We start from the raw sequence: 15,720 nt of genomic DNA, 5'->3' as shown, positions 1-15,720 counted from the left end.
GTCCGCCGCGCCTGCGCGGCCCTACAAGCGCCGGTTCTCTTCAAAAGCGTTCTGGGCGAAGGAGAGCGTAGGTGAGATAGACGGTGAGAAACACGGTCACGGCACCGCTCAGGACATAGTCGAGGGTCATCGTCGGTTCTCCGGTCAAAGCCTGTCGCAGGCTCTGGTGTAGGCAAAGCACAGGGCGAAGAATAGGATCGCCGTGGCGAGTAGAATAATATCCATCATGATCGTGACTCCTGTTGTTCTTGTTGGAGTCAGACAAGATAAAGGGCGCGCCACCTCGGTGGCCGCCTTTCATGCTTTCTGGCGTGGAGATAATCTTTTCGATCTCTCGAAGATCACTATGGAGCCGAAGCGCATAAAGGTTCGAGACGGCCGGAGCGGCATCAATATAAAAATCTTATAAATGCTTTTATGCCGCCGAAGCGCCAAGGCTAAGGATCGACCCGGAACTTGTATTGGCCTTCGGCGCTACGGCCGTCCATCGAGAGCACGCGCCAGTCGAGGGTGTAGAGGCCGGGCGCCATGGAGGGGTCGAGCGGAATCTTGAAGATCGATCCTTCGGGACCGGAGAGAAATGGCTGGCCTGTGGGAAGCGCCGTTCCCTGGGCATCCAGCAGAATGGCCGTTGAGCGGGCGAGATCGACGGGGCCGGGGAAGGTGAGTTCGAGATTGGCCGGTACCAGCTTTTCTTCTTGCTGCGGCGGCAGCGATGCTTGCTCGATCGCCGCGGACGCTCCATTTGCGGCAAAGAGAAGGGATGTGAACAGGCAAGCTGACACGATCAACGTCATGATGGTCTTCCTTCTCTTGCCGATCCGCGTGGTGCCGGGAGCCGTCATGTCCCCGCGACGCCAAGCCGCCGCCTGCTATTAACGCTGTATGGGACGATTTCGATCCATTGGCTTGACAATAACGCGCACCGGCTTCGGCGAGCGGTCTTCGTCGAGCGCTGCGATACAGTTGTCCACGAACCGGCGCCAGAGATGCCGGAGTTGCTTTGATATCGTCGCACCGCGAGAGATATTACTGACGATATTATCGTTATCGTGGTTCATCTCTTTATCTTTCTTCATTGATGGCGATCTAGACTTGATAATGTACTCCTCCGTGGCCTCGGCTGAAATCATCCAGAGGTCTTGAGACGGGAATCTTTCGGGTTATGGAAAACGGGCATTTCATCGGATTGTGGGCAAAAGCTTGATTGATGCGATTGAATTGCTGCCCCTTACGGTCTTATAGTCCCGTCAACGGCGCTCGATGAATTACGGGGGCCATAGGGAAGGAAACCGATCATGACCACAGTCCGTGCGCTGGTGCTGGAACGCCAGCATGAGCTTGCGCTTCGCGATATCGATCTGCCGCTCGAAACCGGCCCTGGCCAAGTGAAGATCAAGATCCATACGGTCGGTGTCTGCGGTTCCGACGTGCATTATTACACGCACGGCAAGATCGGCCCCTTCATCGTCAACGCGCCGATGGTGCTCGGCCATGAGGCGGCGGGCACGGTGGTCGAGGTCGGGGCCGGCGTCACCCATCTGAAGGTCGGCGACCGCGTCTGCATGGAGCCCGGCATTCCCGATCCGAATTCCAAGGCAAGCCGGCTTGGCCTCTACAATATCGATCCAGCCGTGACTTTCTGGGCGACGCCGCCGATCCATGGCGTGCTGACATCAGAGGTCGTGCATCCGGCCAATTATACCTTCAAGCTGCCCGACAATGTCAGCTTCGCCGAAGGCGCGATGGTGGAGCCCTTCGCCGTCGGCATGCAGGCGGCAGCCAAGGCGAAGATAACGCCCGGCGATACCGCCGTCGTCCTCGGCGCCGGGCCGATCGGCACGATGGTGGCGATTGCGGCCCTTGCTGGCGGCTGCGCCCGGGCGATCGTTGCCGATCTCGCCCAGCCGAAGCTCGATATATCAGCGCAGTATCAGGGGGTGATCCCGGTCAACATCCGCGAGAAGAACCTGATCGAGGAAGTCGGCCGGCTGACCGAGGGCTGGGGCGCCGATGTCGTCTTCGAATGCTCCGGTTCGCCGAAGGCCTGGGAAACGATCATGGCGCTGCCGTGCCCGGGCGGCGTCATCGTCGCCGTCGGCCTGCCGGTCAATCCGGTCGGCTTCGACGTCTCGACGGCGTCCACCAAGGAGATCCGCATCGAGACGGTGTTCCGCTACGCGCATCAGTATGAGCGCTCGATCGCACTACTGGGTTCCGGAAGAGTGGATCTGAAACCGCTGATATCCGAGACCTTCAAATTCGAAGATTCGATCAAGGCGTTCGACCGCGCCGTCGAGGCGCGGCCGAGCGATGTGAAGCTGCAGATCGTCATGGAGTAGGGCGCCCGCTTCTACGAAGCACTCGGTCTCATCTTGCGAAAGGCAAGGGCTGCTGCGGCGACGACAGCCGCGGCTGCAACGGCGATCAGCAGGTGGCGGTGAAGGGGAAGGTGGCCCAACATCTGCTGGATTCCATGCCCGAAGAGATAACCAAGCGCCGTGAACAATTGCCCCCAGACCAGCGCGGCGACGGCGTTCAGGACGACGAATTTTCCGGTCGGTATGCGCGTCGTTCCGATGACGACGGGGCTGATCGTCCGCAGCCCGACCAGAAAACGAAAGGCCAGGATGAAGCCTGTGGGATAGTTTTCCAGAAGGTGGGTGACGCGTGCCAGCGCCGGCTTTTCCATCAGCCGGCGGACAAAGCCCCATTGAGCGGCATAACGACCGGCAAAGAACCACATCTGATCGCCGGCGAAGGAGCCGGCGGTCGCCGCGAGCGCGGCCGACCAATAGGTCAGCAGCCCGCGATGGGCAACCACGCCGCCGAGGAAGGCGGCGGTTTCGCCTTCGAAGGCCGCACCCAGAAAGATCGCCACCAGGCCGTAATTCTCGATCAGCAGTTCGATAGACACCAGCAGTCTCCGGCCTCGACTCTCGAAGCCTCCATTCGTACTTAAACCGGCTTTAAATCGCCGAGCAGCGTCGGGATCAGTTCCGACACCGTCGGGTGGATCGGCACCGACCATTGCAATGCGGGATAGGTCGTGCCCGCATTCATCGCGTCGATGAGGCCATGGATCGCTTCGTCGCCTTCAATGCCGAGGATCGCCGCACCGAGGATTTCCCGGGTCTCGGCATCGGCAATCACCTTCATGAAGCCCTTGGTCTCGCCGCGCTCGTTGGCCCGGCCGACGCGGCTCATCGGCCGGGTCGAGACCATGATCTTGCGGCCGGAGGCGCGCGCCTGCTTCTCCGTCACGCCGACGCGGCCGAGCGGCGGATCGATGTAGAGCGCATAGGCCGGGATGCGGCTCGACAGCTTGCGGTCGCCGCCGTCGATGAGGTTGGCGGCGGCGATCTCGAAATCATTGTAGGAGGTGTGGGTGAAGGCGCCGTGGCCGTTGCAGTCGCCGAGGGCAAAGATGCCCTCGACATTGGTGGCGAGCCGGTCGTCGACGGTGATGTAGCCGCGTTGATCGGTGGCGACGCCGGCAGCATCGAGGCCGAGATCGTCGGTGTTCGGCTTGCGGCCGGTGGCGATCAGCACGTGGCTCGCATCGATCTTCGCCGAGCCGGCGGTGACACTGATCCCGCTGCCGTTTCTGGCGAAGGCGATGTTGCCGGCGTCGGTATGGACGCCAATGCCTTCGGCGCGCAGGATATCGGCAATCGCATCCGATATATCCTCGTCCTCGCGCGATGCGAGCTTCGGACCGTGTTCGATGACGCTGACCTCGGCGCCGAAGCGGCGATACATCTGCGCGAATTCCAGCCCGATATAGCTGCCGCCGATCACGGCGAGATGCCGCGGCAGCGTGTCGAGCTGGATGATCGAGGTGCTGGTGAGGTAGTCGATCTCATCGATACCAGGCAGCTCGGGAATGACGGGCCGCGCCCCGACATTGAGGAAGATACGCGGCGCGGTCAGCGTCTCGCCGTTGACGCTGACGGTCTTCGGGCCTTCGAAACGGGCATGGCCGTAGATCACGCTCATGCCGTCCATGCCGCCGAGCCAGCCGATCAGGCCGTTGCGGGCATTCATCGTCACCGTTTCGGCCCGCGCCCTGACCACCTTCATGTCGACGGCGATCTCGCCGGGGATATTGACCCCATAGGCGGCGCCGGTTCTCGCGACATAAGCGGCGCGGGCGCTGGCAACCAGCGTCTTCGTCGGCATGCAACCGGCATTGACGCAGGTGCCGCCAAGGAATTTGCGCTCGATCAGCGCCACTTTCATGCCCTTTTCGACCATGCGGGCGGCAAGCGACGGGCCGGCCTGGCCGGCGCCGATGACGATGGCGTCGAAGCTCTTCATGACACGGCCCCCGCGATCAGCACCGCGCCGATGACGGCGACGGCATCTTCGATGAGAGCGGCCGGCAAATCCCTGCCGAAGGCGCCGGCAAGCCGGCCGCGGACGGCAGCGCCCCCGTAGGTGCCGATGACGGCGCCGATCACCCCGGCGATCAGTCCGCCGAACAGCAGGCCGCTGGCGGCACCGATCGCGGCACCCGAGAGCGCGCCCGAGACGATGCGGGCGGAAAACTGCATCGGCACCTTGCGTGACGGCGTCGACGGCAACTGGTCGGCGATCAGTTCGACGATGGCAAGCGCCGTGAAGATCCACGGCGTCCATCGATAGCCCATGAAGGCAAGCGGCGTCTGCGACACGTCGAACCAGCCGAGTGCTGCGCCCCAGGCGACGGCGGCCGGCGCGGTCATGGTGCGAAGGCCCGAGATGACACCGATCAGCAATGCAAGAAGCAGAAACATGCGATCCCCCTCTTTGCCGGCTTTCGCGCCGCAATCAGGGAAGGTTGCACATTGTCAGGCGCGTGGCAATTCGTCGCCAGGAGACAGCGTGTTGATCCCAAGGGCAGTCGAATTTTCGCGCTCGGGATTGACATAGGGGTCGCTGTTGAGCAAAGCAGATCACCTGCATCAACCAAAATGCGTGTGGCGCGACCACCGCTTTCTCGATGAGTTCCGATTTTTCTGCATACGCCACCAGCGATTTGCTCCGAATGAGAAATGATGGAGAGGATCGTGGGGAAGACTTTGCTTACAATGCGCTATGGGCCGTGTTTAAACGATGGCGCAAGGGGATTGACCTGGAACCGCTCATCGAACTTCTCCTCTCGGAGAAATCGAGCGAGCGTGAGTGCGGGGCGTGGTATCTTGATGAAGCTGACCCGCCGGCGGACCGTATGGCGGACGTCGTTATCAAGCTGGCCGATGACCCGGTGAGCAACTGCCGATGGCGGTTTGTGGCTTATGTGACAAACTCCGGGCTCTATAGCGATGCCATTGCCGATCGTCTTGCCGCTTGCCTCCTGGACCTCGATCTCTACGTCAGAGCGCAAACGATCTTCTGGGCGGTCGTGGCCAACGACAAGAAGTTTGCTCACTTTTCGGAAGCAGTCCTTGCCGGCGCCGGTACGATGCTGAATGAGTGCAGGCATCCCGGAACTATCGCATTTTGGCGGGAGTCGGAGCGCAAGCGTGCAGCACGAGGTATCGAAATCGCTCGGCGCCTTCGCGCCGGAGAATCGGTTGCGAGCATTCGTGAAAGCATGCCTGAGGAAGACAATTTCAGCTTCGATAGTTTGGTCCGTCGTGATCACGCAATAAAACGCGCCCTTGAACGCAGAGCCGCAAAAGCTGGCGCTGCCTCCGCCCGATGATGTGAGGCCAGACCAACGAATGTTTCACAACTCAACAGACCCTAATTCGCAAAGGCGGCGATGCCGGTGATCGCGCGGCCGATGATCAGCGCGTGGATGTCGTGCGTGCCCTCATAGGTGTTGACCACTTCGAGGTTGACGAGATGACGGGCGATGCCGAATTCGTCGGAGATGCCGTTGCCGCCGAGCATGTCGCGGGCGGCCCGCGCGATATCGAGCGCCTTGCCGCAGCTGTTGCGCTTGAGGATCGAGGTCAGCTCCACCGGCGGATGGCCTTCCTCCTTCATGCGGCCGAGCCGCAGGCAGCCCTGGAGGCCGAGCGAGATTTCCGCCGCCATATCGGCGAGCTTCTTCTGAATCAGCTGGTTGGCGGCCAGCGGCCGGCCGAACTGCTTGCGCTCCAGCGTGTATTGCCGGGCTCTGGCATAACAATCCTCGGCGGCGCCGAGTGCGCCCCAGGCGATGCCGAAACGCGCCGAGTTGAGGCAGGTGAACGGTCCCTTGAGACCGGTCACGCCGGGCAGAAGATTTTCCTCGGGCACGAAGACCCCGTCCATCACCACTTCGCCGGTGATCGAGGCGCGCAAGCCCACCTTGCCGTGGATGGCGGGGGCCGAAAGCCCCTTCCAGCCCTTTTCCAGGATGAAGCCGCGGATGAGGCCGTCCTCGGTCTTGGCCCAGACGACGAAGACATCGGCGATCGGCGCGTTGGAGATCCAGGTCTTCGAGCCGGTCAGGCTGTAGCCGCCGTCGACCTTCCTGGCGCGTGTCGCCATCGAGCCGGGATCGGAACCGTGATCGGGTTCGGTCAGGCCGAAGCAGCCGATCCATTCGCCGGTGGCAAGTTTCGGCAGGTATTTCAGCTTCTGCGCCTGCGACCCGAAGGTTTCGATCGGCACCATGACCAGCGAGGACTGAACGCTCATCATCGAACGATAACCGCTGTCGACCCGTTCGACCTCGCGGGCGATCAGGCCGTAGGCGACATAACCGAGGCCGGCGCCGCCGTAATCGGGGGAGATCGTCGGACCGAGCAGGCCGAGTGCGCCCATTTCGCGGAAGATTTCGGGATCGGTCTTTTCATGGCGGAAGGCGTCGAGAACCCGCGGCGCAAGCTTCTCCTGCGCATAGGCATGGGCCGTATCCTGCACCATGCGCTCCTCGTCGGTCAGCTGCTCCACCAGCCGGAACGGGTCGGCCCAGTCGAAAACCTCGCGCGTATGCTGCATATCGGCGTCTCCTCACCTCTGCATTCAGGCTTGCCTCATCAAGGTCGCATAGACCCGCCAGCCGAGCGCGTCAACCAAAGGCGATCCGATCGAAAAGGCGGGGCGCGCCATCTTTTCAAATGCGCGGCTTTTCAAATGTATCCGCATGATCCACTTTGCCCGCGATCGATTCTGGAACGAGGAGACGGAAATGTCGTCAAGCGATCTGTTCGTATCGGCCGAAGGCGCCGAATGGGTCAATCCCGAGCCCGGCGTTACCAGGCGCATCATGACCTATCTGCCCGAGATGATGTTGGTGGAAGTCGCCTTCGAAAGCGGCGCCGTCGGCGCGGCCCACTCGCATCCGCACATTCAGGCCAGTTATGTCGCCGAAGGCAGCTTCGAAGTGACGATCGATGGCCGCACCGAGGTGCTGCGCCAAGGCGGCAGCTTCATCGTGCCTCCCAATCTCGTCCACGGCGTCAAGGCGCTGGAAAAGGGCCGGCTGATCGATAGCTTCACGCCGCACCGGGCCGAGTTCCTCAAATAGTCAGCCTTCGGCTTCCGGCCGGCGCGCCGGACCGGCGGCGGTGACATAGGGCGGCATGAAGCGAGCATCCTCGCCGCGCACCGCCTCGCGCAGGAAGTCGATGACGGCGCGCACCCGCGGCGCCTGTTTCAGGTCGCGGTGACAGGTGATCCAGTAGTGGCGCTTGAGGTCGATTTCTTCCGGCAGTACGCGCAGCAGTTCGGGATAACGGCTGGCGAAGAAATAGGGCAGGATGCAGAGGCCGAGACCGTTTCGCGTGGCGGTGAGCTGGGCGAAGATGCTGGAGCTCTGGAATTGCGGCTTGATGCGCGGGTGCACGTCGCTGAGGTAATCCAGGCCGGGCGCGAAAATCATCTCCTCGATATAGCTGACGAAGGGATGGTTGAGCAGGTCTTCGCGGCTGGCGATGTCGGGCGCCTTTGCCAGATAGTCGCGCGCGCCGTAGACATAGAGGTGGTAGTCGGTCAGCTTCTCGGCGAAATAAGGCCCGCCCTTCGGCTCGTCGAGCACGACGGAAAGATCGGCTTCCTTGCGCGACAGCGACATGATCTGCTGGATCGTCACCAGTTCGAGCGACAGATGCGGATGCTGGGCGGCAAAGCGCGGCAGCAGGGGCGCGAAGAAGAAATTGGCAAAACCTTCCGGCGCGCTGAGGCGCACCAGGCCGCGCTGCGCCATCGAGCCGTCGGCAAGGTCGGCGCGCAGTCGCTCGGTCTCCTGCTCCATCCGCTCGGCCGTCTCGACGAAGCGCGTGCCCATTGATGTCAGCACATAGCCGCGCGGATTGCGCTCGAACAGTTTGACCTTGAGGGTGAATTCCAGGCGATCGATGCGCCTGGAAACCGTGGCATGGCTGGAACGCAGCTGGCGGGCCGCCGTCGACAACTGTCCGGTGCGGGCGACGGCTAGAAAAAACTGAAGATCATCCCAAGTAAACTGCGGTGGATTGGTCATCGCCGTCCCCATCTGTTCAAAAACGAACAGATACTGTTTGGAATTAGTTGTAAACCACCCGTTGCTTCAACGCGGAATTTCCGTGATCGTAAGGCGAGGGTCGGCCGTTCTGAGGAGTGCGGCTGGCCAAATCTGAACAGATCCGCAATTTGGCTCATCTCTGGGAGGAGAGAATATGCGTAAGAATCTCATTGCATCGGTAGCATTTCTGCTTGCGAGCAGCACGGCGGTGCTCGCGCAGAGCGCGACTGACGGCAAGGTCAAGATCGGCATCCTGAACGACCAGTCGGGCGTCTATGCCGATTTTGGCGGCAAGTCTTCCGTCGAGGCCGCCAAGATGGCGGTCGAGGATTTCGGCGGCAAGGTGCTGGGTGTTCCGATCGAGATCGTCGATGCCGACCACCAGAACAAGCCGGATATCGCCTCCAACATTGCTCGTCAGTGGTATGACACCGAGCAGGTCGACGCGATCATGGAATTGACGACCTCGTCGGTGGCGCTCGCGGTACAGGCGATCGCCAAGGAAAAGAAGAAGATCGACATCGTCACCGGTGCCGCGACGACCGATCTGACCGGCAAGGCCTGCTCGCCCTACGGCTTCCACTGGGCCTACGACACCCATGCGCTCGCCGTCGGCACCGGCGGCGCCCTCGTCAAGCAGGGCGGCGACAGCTGGTTCTTCCTGACCGCCGACTATGCCTTCGGCTATTCGCTGGAGCAGCAGACGACCGACTATGTCAAGGCGAGCGGCGGCACGGTCGTCGGCGCCGTCCGCCATCCGCTGTCGACCCAGGATTTCTCCTCCTTCCTGCTGCAGGCGCAATCATCCGGCGCCAAGGTGATCGGCCTTGCCAATGCCGGCCTCGACACCTCGAACGCCATCAAGCAGGCGGCCGAATTCGGCATCACCCAGGGCGGCCAGCATCTGGCGGCACTGCTCTTCACGCTCGCCGAAGTCCATGGTCTCGGTCTCGAGGCGGCGCAGGGGCTGACGCTGACGGAAGGCTTCTACTGGAACCGCGACGACGAAAGCCGCGCCTTCGCCAAGAAGTTCTTCGCCCGCACCGGCAAGATGCCGAACATGATCCATACCGGCACCTATTCGGCGGTGACGCAATATCTGAAGGCGGTGCAGAAGGCCGGCACGGACGACACCGATGCCGTCGCCAAGCTGCTGCATGACATGCCGGTCGACGACGTCTTCGGGCGCGGCGGCACGGTCGGCGCCAATGGCCGCATGATCCACGACATGTACCTGCTGCAGGTCAAAAAGCCTTCCGACAGCAAGGAGCCGTGGGATTACTTCAACGTTCTCGCCACCATTCCCGGCAAGGAAGCCTATATCGATCCCGCCAAGAGCGGCTGCGATCTGGTGAAGTAAGCGCGATGGCGGTTTCCGCGATTGAAACTCAGGCAAAGCCGCGGGTGGTGCTATCCGCCCGCGGCCTGCGCCGTGATTTCGGCGGCTTCACCGCCGTCAAGAACGTCGATCTCGACGTGCATGATGCCAGCGTGCATGCGCTGATCGGCCCGAACGGCGCCGGCAAGACGACGGTCTTCAACCTGCTGACGAAGTTCCTGCAGCCGACGGCGGGCTCGATCACCCTGTTGGATACCGACATCACCGACACGCCGCCTGACAAGGTGGCGCGGATGGGGCTGGTGCGCTCCTTCCAGATCTCGGCGGTCTTCCCGCACCTCTCCGTTCTCGACAATGTGCGCGTGGCGCTGCAGCGGCCGAACAATCTCTCCACGCAGTTCTGGCGGCCGCTTTCGGCCCTCGACCGGCTGAACGAGCGCGCCGAGCAGCTGCTTGCCAGCGTCGGCCTATCCAAGGAGCGCGATCATATCGCCGCCGACCTTTCTTATGGCCGCAAGCGGGTGCTGGAGATCGCCACGACGCTGGCGCTCGACCCGAAGGTGCTGTTGCTCGACGAGCCGATGGCCGGCATGGGGCTGGAGGATGTCGGCGTCGTCTCGGCGATCATCCGTGACGTCGCCCGCGACCGGGCAGTGCTGATGGTCGAGCACAATCTCTCCGTCGTCGCCAATATCTGCCAGCATGTGACGGTGCTGCAGCGCGGCGAGATCCTCGCCGAGGGCGATTATGCCACTGTCAGCCAGGACGAGCGCGTCCGCGTGGCTTACATGGGCACGGAGGAGCATTGATGGCCGCTCTGCTCGAAGTTCAGGGACTGAACGCATGGTATGGCGAAAGCCACGTCCTGCACGGCGTCGACATGCGGGTGGGCGAAGGCGAGACGATCACCATTCTTGGCCGCAACGGTGTCGGCAAGACGACGACGCTGCGCACCATCACCGGCATCGTGCGCGCCCGCAAGGGCAGGATCAGCTTTGCCGGCAGCGACATGATGCAGGTGCCGCTGCACAAGACGGCGCATCGCGGCATCGGCTTCGTGCCGGAGGAGCGCGGCATCTTTTCCACGCTCACCGTCTCGGAAAACCTGCTGCTGCCGCCCGTCGTGGCGAAGGGCGGCATGACGCTCGACGAGATCTATGAGCTCTTCCCCAATCTCTACGAGCGCCGCGGCAGCCCGGGCACCAAACTGTCAGGCGGCGAGCAGCAGATGCTGGCGATCGCCCGGATCCTGCGCACCGGCGTCCGACTGCTCATCCTCGACGAACCGACAGAGGGGCTAGCCCCGGTGATCGTCCAGCGCATCGGCGAGGTGCTGAAGAAACTCAAGGAGCGCGGCATGACGATCCTGCTCGTCGAGCAGAATTTCCGTTTCGCCAGCCGTATTGCCGATCGCTTCTATCTGATGGATCATGGGCAGATGGTGTCGGAATTCCCGGTCGGCGAACTGCCGCAGCGCATGGATACGCTGCATAGGGTTCTGGGAGTGTGACCAGATGACGATGATCTTCGACATTCCCCTAAACAAGCTGCTCAGCCAGTTATTGATCGGGCTGATCAACGGTTCCTTCTACGCGCTGCTCAGCCTCGGCCTCGCCATTATCTTCGGTCTGCTCCGGGTGATCAACTTCGCCCATGGCGCGCAATATATGCTCGGCGCCTTCGTGGCCTATCTGCTCTTGACCTATGCCGGCATCGGTTACTGGCCGTCGCTGATCCTGGCGCCCGTCATCGTCGGTCTTGTCGGCGCCGTCATCGAGCGGCTGTTCCTGCGCCGGCTCTACGATCTCGATCCGCTCTACGGCCTCCTCTTCACCTTCGGCCTAGCGCTCGCCGTCGAAGGCACCTTCCGCTATCTCTACGGCTCTTCCGGCCAGCCCTATGCAGGACCGGCCGTTCTTGGAGGAGCGGCAAATATCGGCTTCATGTTCCTGCCGATCTATCGCGGCTGGGTGGTCGTCGTCTCGCTCGTCGTCTGTCTCGGCACATGGCTGCTGATCGAGAGGACCAAGCTCGGCGCCTATCTCAGAGCCGCCACCGAAAACGCCGTGCTGGTGCAGGTCTTCGGCGTCAATGTCCCGGTGCTCTTGACGTTCACCTACGCGCTCGGCGCGGCCCTTGCCGCCTTTGCCGGCGTGCTGGCGGCGCCGATCTATCAGGTCTCGCCGCTGATGGGCTCGAACATGATCATCGTCGTCTTCGCCGTGGTCGTGGTCGGCGGGATGGGATCGATCATGGGCGCGATCATCACCGGCTATGTGCTCGGCATTGCCGAGGGCCTGACCAAGGTCTTCTATCCCGAGGCGTCCAACATCGTGATCTTCGTCATCATGGCGATCGTGCTTCTCATCAGGCCCGCGGGCCTCTTCGGCCGGGATGCTTGACATGGCTGACATCACCGACACCATCCGAACGGAAAAAGGCCGAACCGCCCTTTCGGTGCAGGCAGGCTTCCTGCTGGTGGGGCTGCTGCTCCTGCTCTTGGCGCCGTTCTTCTTCTATCCGATCTTCCTGATGAAGCTGCTGTGCTTCGCGCTCTTTGCCTGCGCCTTCAACCTGTTGCTCGGTTATACCGGCCTGCTGTCCTTCGGCCATGCCACCTTCTTCGGCGGTGCGGCCTATTTCACCGCCTATACGGTGAAGGCATGGGGCCTGCCGCCGGAATTCGGCATCCTGATCGGCGTGGCGGGTGCGGCCTTTCTCGGCCTGGTCATGGGTTTCTTCGCCATTCGTCGCCAGGGCATCTATTTCGCGATGATCACGCTCGCCTTGTCGCAGATGTTCTTCTTCTTCTGCCTGCAGGCGAAGTTTACCGAAGGCGAGGACGGCATCCAATCGGTGCCGCGCGGCCATCTCTTCGGCGTCATCGATCTCAGCAGCTCGACCAACATGTATTATTTCGTGCTGGCGGTTTTCCTCGTCGGCGTGCTGATCATCTGGCGCTTCATCAATTCGCCTTTCGGCATGATCCTGAAATCGATCCGCGAGAACGAGCAACGGGCGATCTCGCTCGGTTATTCCGTGGCGCGCTACAAGCTCGGCGCCTTCGTCATGTCGGCAGCACTTGCCGGGCTGGCGGGCGCGGTGAAATCGATCGTCTTCCAGTTCGCGACGCTGACCGACGTCGCCTGGCAGATGTCGGGCGAGGTGATCCTGATGACGCTGCTCGGCGGCATCGGCACGCTGATCGGCCCGCTCTTCGGCGCCGGGCTGGTGGTGGCGCTGGAAAATTACCTCGCTACCTCGGAATTCCCGGTAACGATCATCACCGGCATCGTCTTCATGGTCTGCGTGCTGATCTTCCGCCGCGGCATCATCGGCGAATTCTACGCGTCGCGGCTGGGGCGGAAGCTGGGCTTCGTCTATCGCCGCTAACGGGCGGGCCTCTCCCTTCCCCGCGCTGCGGGGAGGGGAATGGAAGCATCTGGAGTTTCGTGCAGGGCGCACATGGATCGTTACGACTACATCATCATCGGGGCAGGCAGTGCCGGCTGCGTGCTTGCCAATCGCTTATCCGCCGATGGCAGGAGCCGGGTGTTGCTGCTCGAAGCCGGCGGTAGCGACAACTACCACTGGATCCACATCCCTGTGGGTTATCTCTATTGCATCAACAATCCGCGCACCGACTGGTGTTTCACCACCGCGCCGGAAGCGGGGCTGAACGGCCGGGCGCTGAGCTATCCCCGCGGCAAGGTGCTCGGCGGCTGTTCGTCGATCAACGGCATGATCTATATGCGCGGCCAGGCCCGCGATTACGACCTCTGGCGGCAGATGGGCTGCAGCGGCTGGGGCTGGGACGATGTTCTGCCCTTCTTTCGCAAGTCCGAGGATTTTTATCGCGGCGAAGACGACATGCATGGCGCCGGCGGCGAATGGCGCATCGAGAAGGCGCGGGTGCGCTGGGCCGTGCTCGACGCCTTCCAGCAGGCGGCGAAAGAAGCGGGCATTCCGGAGACCGCCGATTTCAACCGCGGCAGCAATGAAGGGTCCGGTTATTTCGACGTCAACCAGCGTTCCGGCATTCGCTGGAACACCTCGAAAGCCTTCCTGCGCCCGGCGATGAAGCGCTCCAACCTGACGGTGCTCACCAAGGCGCAGGTCCGGCGGCTGCTGGTGGAGGAGGGGGCCGTTGCCGGGGTCGAATTCCAGCACGAGGGCGTGGCGAAACGCGCCTATGCCGCGAAAGAAACCATCCTTTCGGCCGGCTCGATCGGCTCGCCGCATATCCTGGAACTGTCCGGTATCGGCAGGGGCGAGGTTCTCAGCCAAGCCGGCGTCGATGTCGTCACCGAGGTGAAGGGTATCGGCGAGAACCTGCAGGATCATCTGCAGCTGCGTCTCGCCTATAAGGTGACGGGCGTTCCGACGCTGAACGAGAAAGCGACGAAGCTGATCGGCAAGGCGGCGATCGGGCTCGAATATCTCGTGCGCCGCTCCGGGCCGATGGCGATGGCACCGAGCCAGCTCGGCATCTTCACCCGATCGGGCCCCGACCGGGAAACGCCTGATCTGCAATATCATGTGCAGCCGGTGTCGCTGGATAAGTTCGGCGATCCCGTCCACCCCTTCCCGGCGATCACCGCGAGCGTCTGCAATCTGCGGCCGGAAAGCCGGGGCTCGGTGCATATTTCGAGCCCGGATTTCGCCGCCCAGCCGACGATCAGCCCGAAATACCTCTCGACGCAGCGCGATCGTGACATAGCTGTCCGTTCCATACGGTTGACGCGCAGGATCGTCGCGCAGCCTTCCTTTGCCCGTTTCCGGCCGGAGGAATTCAAGCCGGGGCCTTCCTATCAGACGGAGGCCGATCTGGAGCGGGCGGCGGGCGATATCGGCACGACGATCTTCCATCCCGTCGGCACCTGCCGCATGGGCGCCGACCGGGACAGCGTCGTCGATCCCCGGCTGAAACTTAGGGCGCTCGGCAAACTCAGGATCGCCGATGCCTCGGTGATGCCGTCGATCACCTCGGGCAACACCAATTCGCCGACGATCATGATCGCCGAAAAGGCGGCCACGATGATCCTCGAAGACAATCGATAGGAGAAGACCATGGCAAGGATCGCATTCATCGGATTGGGCAACATGGGCGGGCCGATGGCGGCCAATCTCGTCAAAGCAGGTCACGACGTTCTTGGCTTCGATCTCGCCGCTCCCGTGCTGAAGGCGGCCGAGCAAAGCGGCGTCAAGCCGGCAAGCCATGCGAGCCAGGCAGTCAAGGACGCGGAGATCGTCATATCAATGCTGCCGCAGGGCAGACACGTGCTGACGGCCTGGACCGACATCCTCCAGACGGCGGCGCAGGACACGCTTGTCATCGATTGCTCGACCATCGATGTCGAAAGCAGCCGCAAGGCGCATGAGATGGCCAAGGCTGCCAGTTGCCTGTCGCTCGATGCGCCCGTCTCCGGCGGCACGGGCGGGGCGAGCGCCGGCACGCTGACCTTCATGGCCGGCGGCTCGGCCGAAGCTTTCGCCAAGGCGAAGCCGATCCTCGAGGCGATGGGCAAGAAGATCGTCCATTGCGGCGAGGCCGGCGCCGGCCAGGCGGCGAAGATCTGCAACAACATGATCCTCGGTATTTCGATGATCGGCGTCTGCGAAGGCTTCGTGCTCGCCGAGAAACTCGGCCTCTCACATCAGGCGCTGTTCGATGTCGCCTCCACCTCATCGGGCCAATGCTGGGCGATCAATAGCTATTGCCCGGTGCCGGGACCCGTGCCGACCTCGCCGGCCAATAACGGCTATAAGCCGGGTTTTGCCGCGGCGCTGATGCTGAAGGACCTCAGGCTCTCGCAGGAAGCGGCACTCGCAAGTGGCGCTTCGACACCGCTCGGCGCGGAGGCGGCCCAGCTTTTCGCGCTCTTCGAAAAGCTGGGGAATGGCGGAAGGGATTTTTCGGCCATCATCGAGATGTTCCGCGAAAAGGCGTGAGCGATGC

Annotated in this window: 17 protein-coding genes; 10 read left to right on the top strand and 7 right to left on the bottom strand. The window is 62.4% G+C overall.

Going from position 1 to position 15,720, the window contains the following annotated elements; genetic code table 11:
• Window positions 1-40: 40 nt before the first annotated feature.
• Together CO666_RS07750 and CO666_RS07740 are read right to left on the bottom strand one after the other, a co-directional pair.
• On the bottom strand, window positions 41-130 hold the full coding sequence (locus tag CO666_RS07750) for a K(+)-transporting ATPase subunit F (protein WP_003547774.1): 90 nt from the start codon (window positions 128-130) through the stop codon (window positions 41-43).
• Window positions 131-437: 307 nt separating this feature from the next.
• Window positions 438-797, bottom strand: coding sequence for a copper resistance CopC family protein (locus CO666_RS07740; protein WP_097611805.1), 360 nt, complete (start codon window positions 795-797; stop codon window positions 438-440).
• Window positions 798-1,298: 501 nt separating this feature from the next.
• Between CO666_RS07740 and CO666_RS07730 the strand changes: the two genes are divergently transcribed.
• Entirely contained in the window at window positions 1,299-2,342 is a 1,044-nt protein-coding gene (locus CO666_RS07730; protein ID WP_097611492.1) for an NAD(P)-dependent alcohol dehydrogenase, read from the top strand.
• Between the two features lie 11 nt (window positions 2,343-2,353).
• Here the strand turns inward: CO666_RS07730 and CO666_RS07725 are convergent, their stop codons facing one another.
• The 3 genes from CO666_RS07725 to CO666_RS07715 are packed head-to-tail and all read right to left on the bottom strand — an operon-like array spanning window position 2,354 to window position 4,778.
• Window positions 2,354-2,917: a DedA family protein gene (locus tag CO666_RS07725; RefSeq protein WP_097611491.1), complete on the bottom strand. Its 564-nt coding sequence runs from the start codon at window positions 2,915-2,917 to the stop codon at window positions 2,354-2,356.
• A 41-nt stretch (window positions 2,918-2,958) separates the two neighbouring features.
• Entirely contained in the window at window positions 2,959-4,320 is a 1,362-nt protein-coding gene (locus CO666_RS07720; RefSeq protein ID WP_097611490.1) for an FAD-containing oxidoreductase, read from the bottom strand.
• The gene (locus tag CO666_RS07715) at window positions 4,317-4,778 is read right to left on the bottom strand and encodes a DUF4126 domain-containing protein (RefSeq protein ID WP_097611489.1); all 462 of its coding nucleotides are present in this window, start codon (window positions 4,776-4,778) and stop codon (window positions 4,317-4,319) included. The genes CO666_RS07720 and CO666_RS07715 overlap by 4 nt, the downstream gene beginning before the upstream one ends.
• Before the next feature lie 206 nt (window positions 4,779-4,984).
• Here CO666_RS07715 and CO666_RS07710 point away from each other — a divergent pair, with 206 nt between their 5' ends.
• Window positions 4,985-5,689 carry a hypothetical protein gene (locus CO666_RS07710; RefSeq protein ID WP_097611488.1) on the top strand — a complete coding sequence of 235 codons (705 nt, stop codon included), beginning with the start codon at window positions 4,985-4,987 and terminating at the stop codon, window positions 5,687-5,689.
• Window positions 5,690-5,730: 41 nt separating this feature from the next.
• Here CO666_RS07710 and CO666_RS07705 read toward each other — a convergent pair whose 3' ends face one another.
• A complete protein-coding gene (locus CO666_RS07705) occupies window positions 5,731-6,918 on the bottom strand; it encodes an acyl-CoA dehydrogenase (protein ID WP_097611487.1) in 1,188 nt (395 codons plus the stop codon).
• A 190-nt stretch (window positions 6,919-7,108) separates the two neighbouring features.
• Between CO666_RS07705 and CO666_RS07700 the strand changes: the two genes are divergently transcribed.
• Entirely contained in the window at window positions 7,109-7,447 is a 339-nt protein-coding gene (locus CO666_RS07700) for a cupin domain-containing protein (RefSeq protein ID WP_097611804.1), read from the top strand.
• Here CO666_RS07700 and CO666_RS07695 read toward each other — a convergent pair whose 3' ends face one another.
• A complete protein-coding gene (locus tag CO666_RS07695; RefSeq protein WP_097611803.1) occupies window positions 7,448-8,401 on the bottom strand; it encodes a LysR family transcriptional regulator in 954 nt (317 codons plus the stop codon). It abuts the gene before it with no gap.
• Window positions 8,402-8,576: 175 nt separating this feature from the next.
• On the opposite strand from CO666_RS07695, the gene CO666_RS07690 reads away from it, so the two are divergent.
• The 7 genes from CO666_RS07690 (at window position 8,577) to mmsB (ending at window position 15,713) form a co-directional block, all read left to right on the top strand.
• A complete protein-coding gene (locus CO666_RS07690) occupies window positions 8,577-9,782 on the top strand; it encodes an ABC transporter substrate-binding protein (protein WP_097611486.1) in 1,206 nt (401 codons plus the stop codon).
• A gap of 5 nt (window positions 9,783-9,787) precedes the next feature.
• Window positions 9,788-10,570, top strand: coding sequence for an ABC transporter ATP-binding protein (locus CO666_RS07685; RefSeq protein WP_097611485.1), 783 nt, complete (start codon window positions 9,788-9,790; stop codon window positions 10,568-10,570).
• Window positions 10,570-11,271 (top strand): ABC transporter ATP-binding protein, encoded by a 702-nt coding sequence (locus tag CO666_RS07680; RefSeq protein WP_097611484.1) that lies wholly within the window; start codon window positions 10,570-10,572, stop codon window positions 11,269-11,271. Before CO666_RS07685 ends, CO666_RS07680 begins: the two co-directional genes overlap by 1 nt.
• Before the next feature lie 4 nt (window positions 11,272-11,275).
• The gene (locus CO666_RS07675; RefSeq protein WP_097611483.1) at window positions 11,276-12,163 is read left to right on the top strand and encodes a branched-chain amino acid ABC transporter permease; all 888 of its coding nucleotides are present in this window, start codon (window positions 11,276-11,278) and stop codon (window positions 12,161-12,163) included.
• 1 nt (window position 12,164) lies between these two features.
• Complete coding sequence (locus CO666_RS07670) at window positions 12,165-13,154, top strand: branched-chain amino acid ABC transporter permease (RefSeq protein WP_097611482.1); 990 nt, start codon at window positions 12,165-12,167, stop codon at window positions 13,152-13,154.
• A 72-nt stretch (window positions 13,155-13,226) separates the two neighbouring features.
• A complete protein-coding gene (locus CO666_RS07665; protein WP_097611481.1) occupies window positions 13,227-14,822 on the top strand; it encodes a GMC family oxidoreductase in 1,596 nt (531 codons plus the stop codon).
• Between the two features lie 9 nt (window positions 14,823-14,831).
• Window positions 14,832-15,713, top strand: a complete 882-nt coding sequence (mmsB, locus tag CO666_RS07660; RefSeq protein ID WP_097611480.1) for a 3-hydroxyisobutyrate dehydrogenase — start codon at window positions 14,832-14,834, stop codon at window positions 15,711-15,713.
• Window positions 15,714-15,720 lie beyond the last annotated feature (7 nt).

This window comes from Rhizobium chutanense (genome assembly GCF_002531935.1).
GTDB classification, from domain to species: domain Bacteria; phylum Pseudomonadota; class Alphaproteobacteria; order Rhizobiales; family Rhizobiaceae; genus Rhizobium; species Rhizobium chutanense.
Note: the sequence above shows the minus strand (reverse complement) of the source record. Positions and strands in the feature narration are given on the sequence as shown.

Bases quoted from the DNA above. Each gene is read 5' to 3' on its own strand.
- CO666_RS07750 (WP_003547774.1), bottom strand. From the start codon at position 130: ATGACCCTCGACTATGTCCTGAGCGGTGCCGTGACCGTGTTTCTCACC.
- CO666_RS07740 (WP_097611805.1), bottom strand. From the start codon at position 797: ATGACGTTGATCGTGTCAGCTTGCCTGTTCACATCCCTTCTCTTTGCC.
- CO666_RS07730 (WP_097611492.1), top strand. From the start codon at position 1,299: ATGACCACAGTCCGTGCGCTGGTGCTGGAACGCCAGCATGAGCTTGCG.
- CO666_RS07720 (WP_097611490.1), bottom strand. From the start codon at position 4,320: ATGAAGAGCTTCGACGCCATCGTCATCGGCGCCGGCCAGGCCGGCCCG.
- CO666_RS07715 (WP_097611489.1), bottom strand. From the start codon at position 4,778: ATGTTTCTGCTTCTTGCATTGCTGATCGGTGTCATCTCGGGCCTTCGC.
- CO666_RS07710 (WP_097611488.1), top strand. From the start codon at position 4,985: ATGAGTTCCGATTTTTCTGCATACGCCACCAGCGATTTGCTCCGAATG.
- CO666_RS07705 (WP_097611487.1), bottom strand. From the start codon at position 6,918: ATGCAGCATACGCGCGAGGTTTTCGACTGGGCCGACCCGTTCCGGCTG.
- CO666_RS07700 (WP_097611804.1), top strand. From the start codon at position 7,109: ATGTCGTCAAGCGATCTGTTCGTATCGGCCGAAGGCGCCGAATGGGTC.
- CO666_RS07695 (WP_097611803.1), bottom strand. From the start codon at position 8,401: ATGACCAATCCACCGCAGTTTACTTGGGATGATCTTCAGTTTTTTCTA.
- CO666_RS07690 (WP_097611486.1), top strand. From the start codon at position 8,577: ATGCGTAAGAATCTCATTGCATCGGTAGCATTTCTGCTTGCGAGCAGC.
- CO666_RS07685 (WP_097611485.1), top strand. From the start codon at position 9,788: ATGGCGGTTTCCGCGATTGAAACTCAGGCAAAGCCGCGGGTGGTGCTA.
- CO666_RS07680 (WP_097611484.1), top strand. From the start codon at position 10,570: ATGGCCGCTCTGCTCGAAGTTCAGGGACTGAACGCATGGTATGGCGAA.
- CO666_RS07675 (WP_097611483.1), top strand. From the start codon at position 11,276: ATGACGATGATCTTCGACATTCCCCTAAACAAGCTGCTCAGCCAGTTA.
- CO666_RS07670 (WP_097611482.1), top strand. From the start codon at position 12,165: ATGGCTGACATCACCGACACCATCCGAACGGAAAAAGGCCGAACCGCC.
- CO666_RS07665 (WP_097611481.1), top strand. From the start codon at position 13,227: ATGGATCGTTACGACTACATCATCATCGGGGCAGGCAGTGCCGGCTGC.
- mmsB (WP_097611480.1), top strand. From the start codon at position 14,832: ATGGCAAGGATCGCATTCATCGGATTGGGCAACATGGGCGGGCCGATG.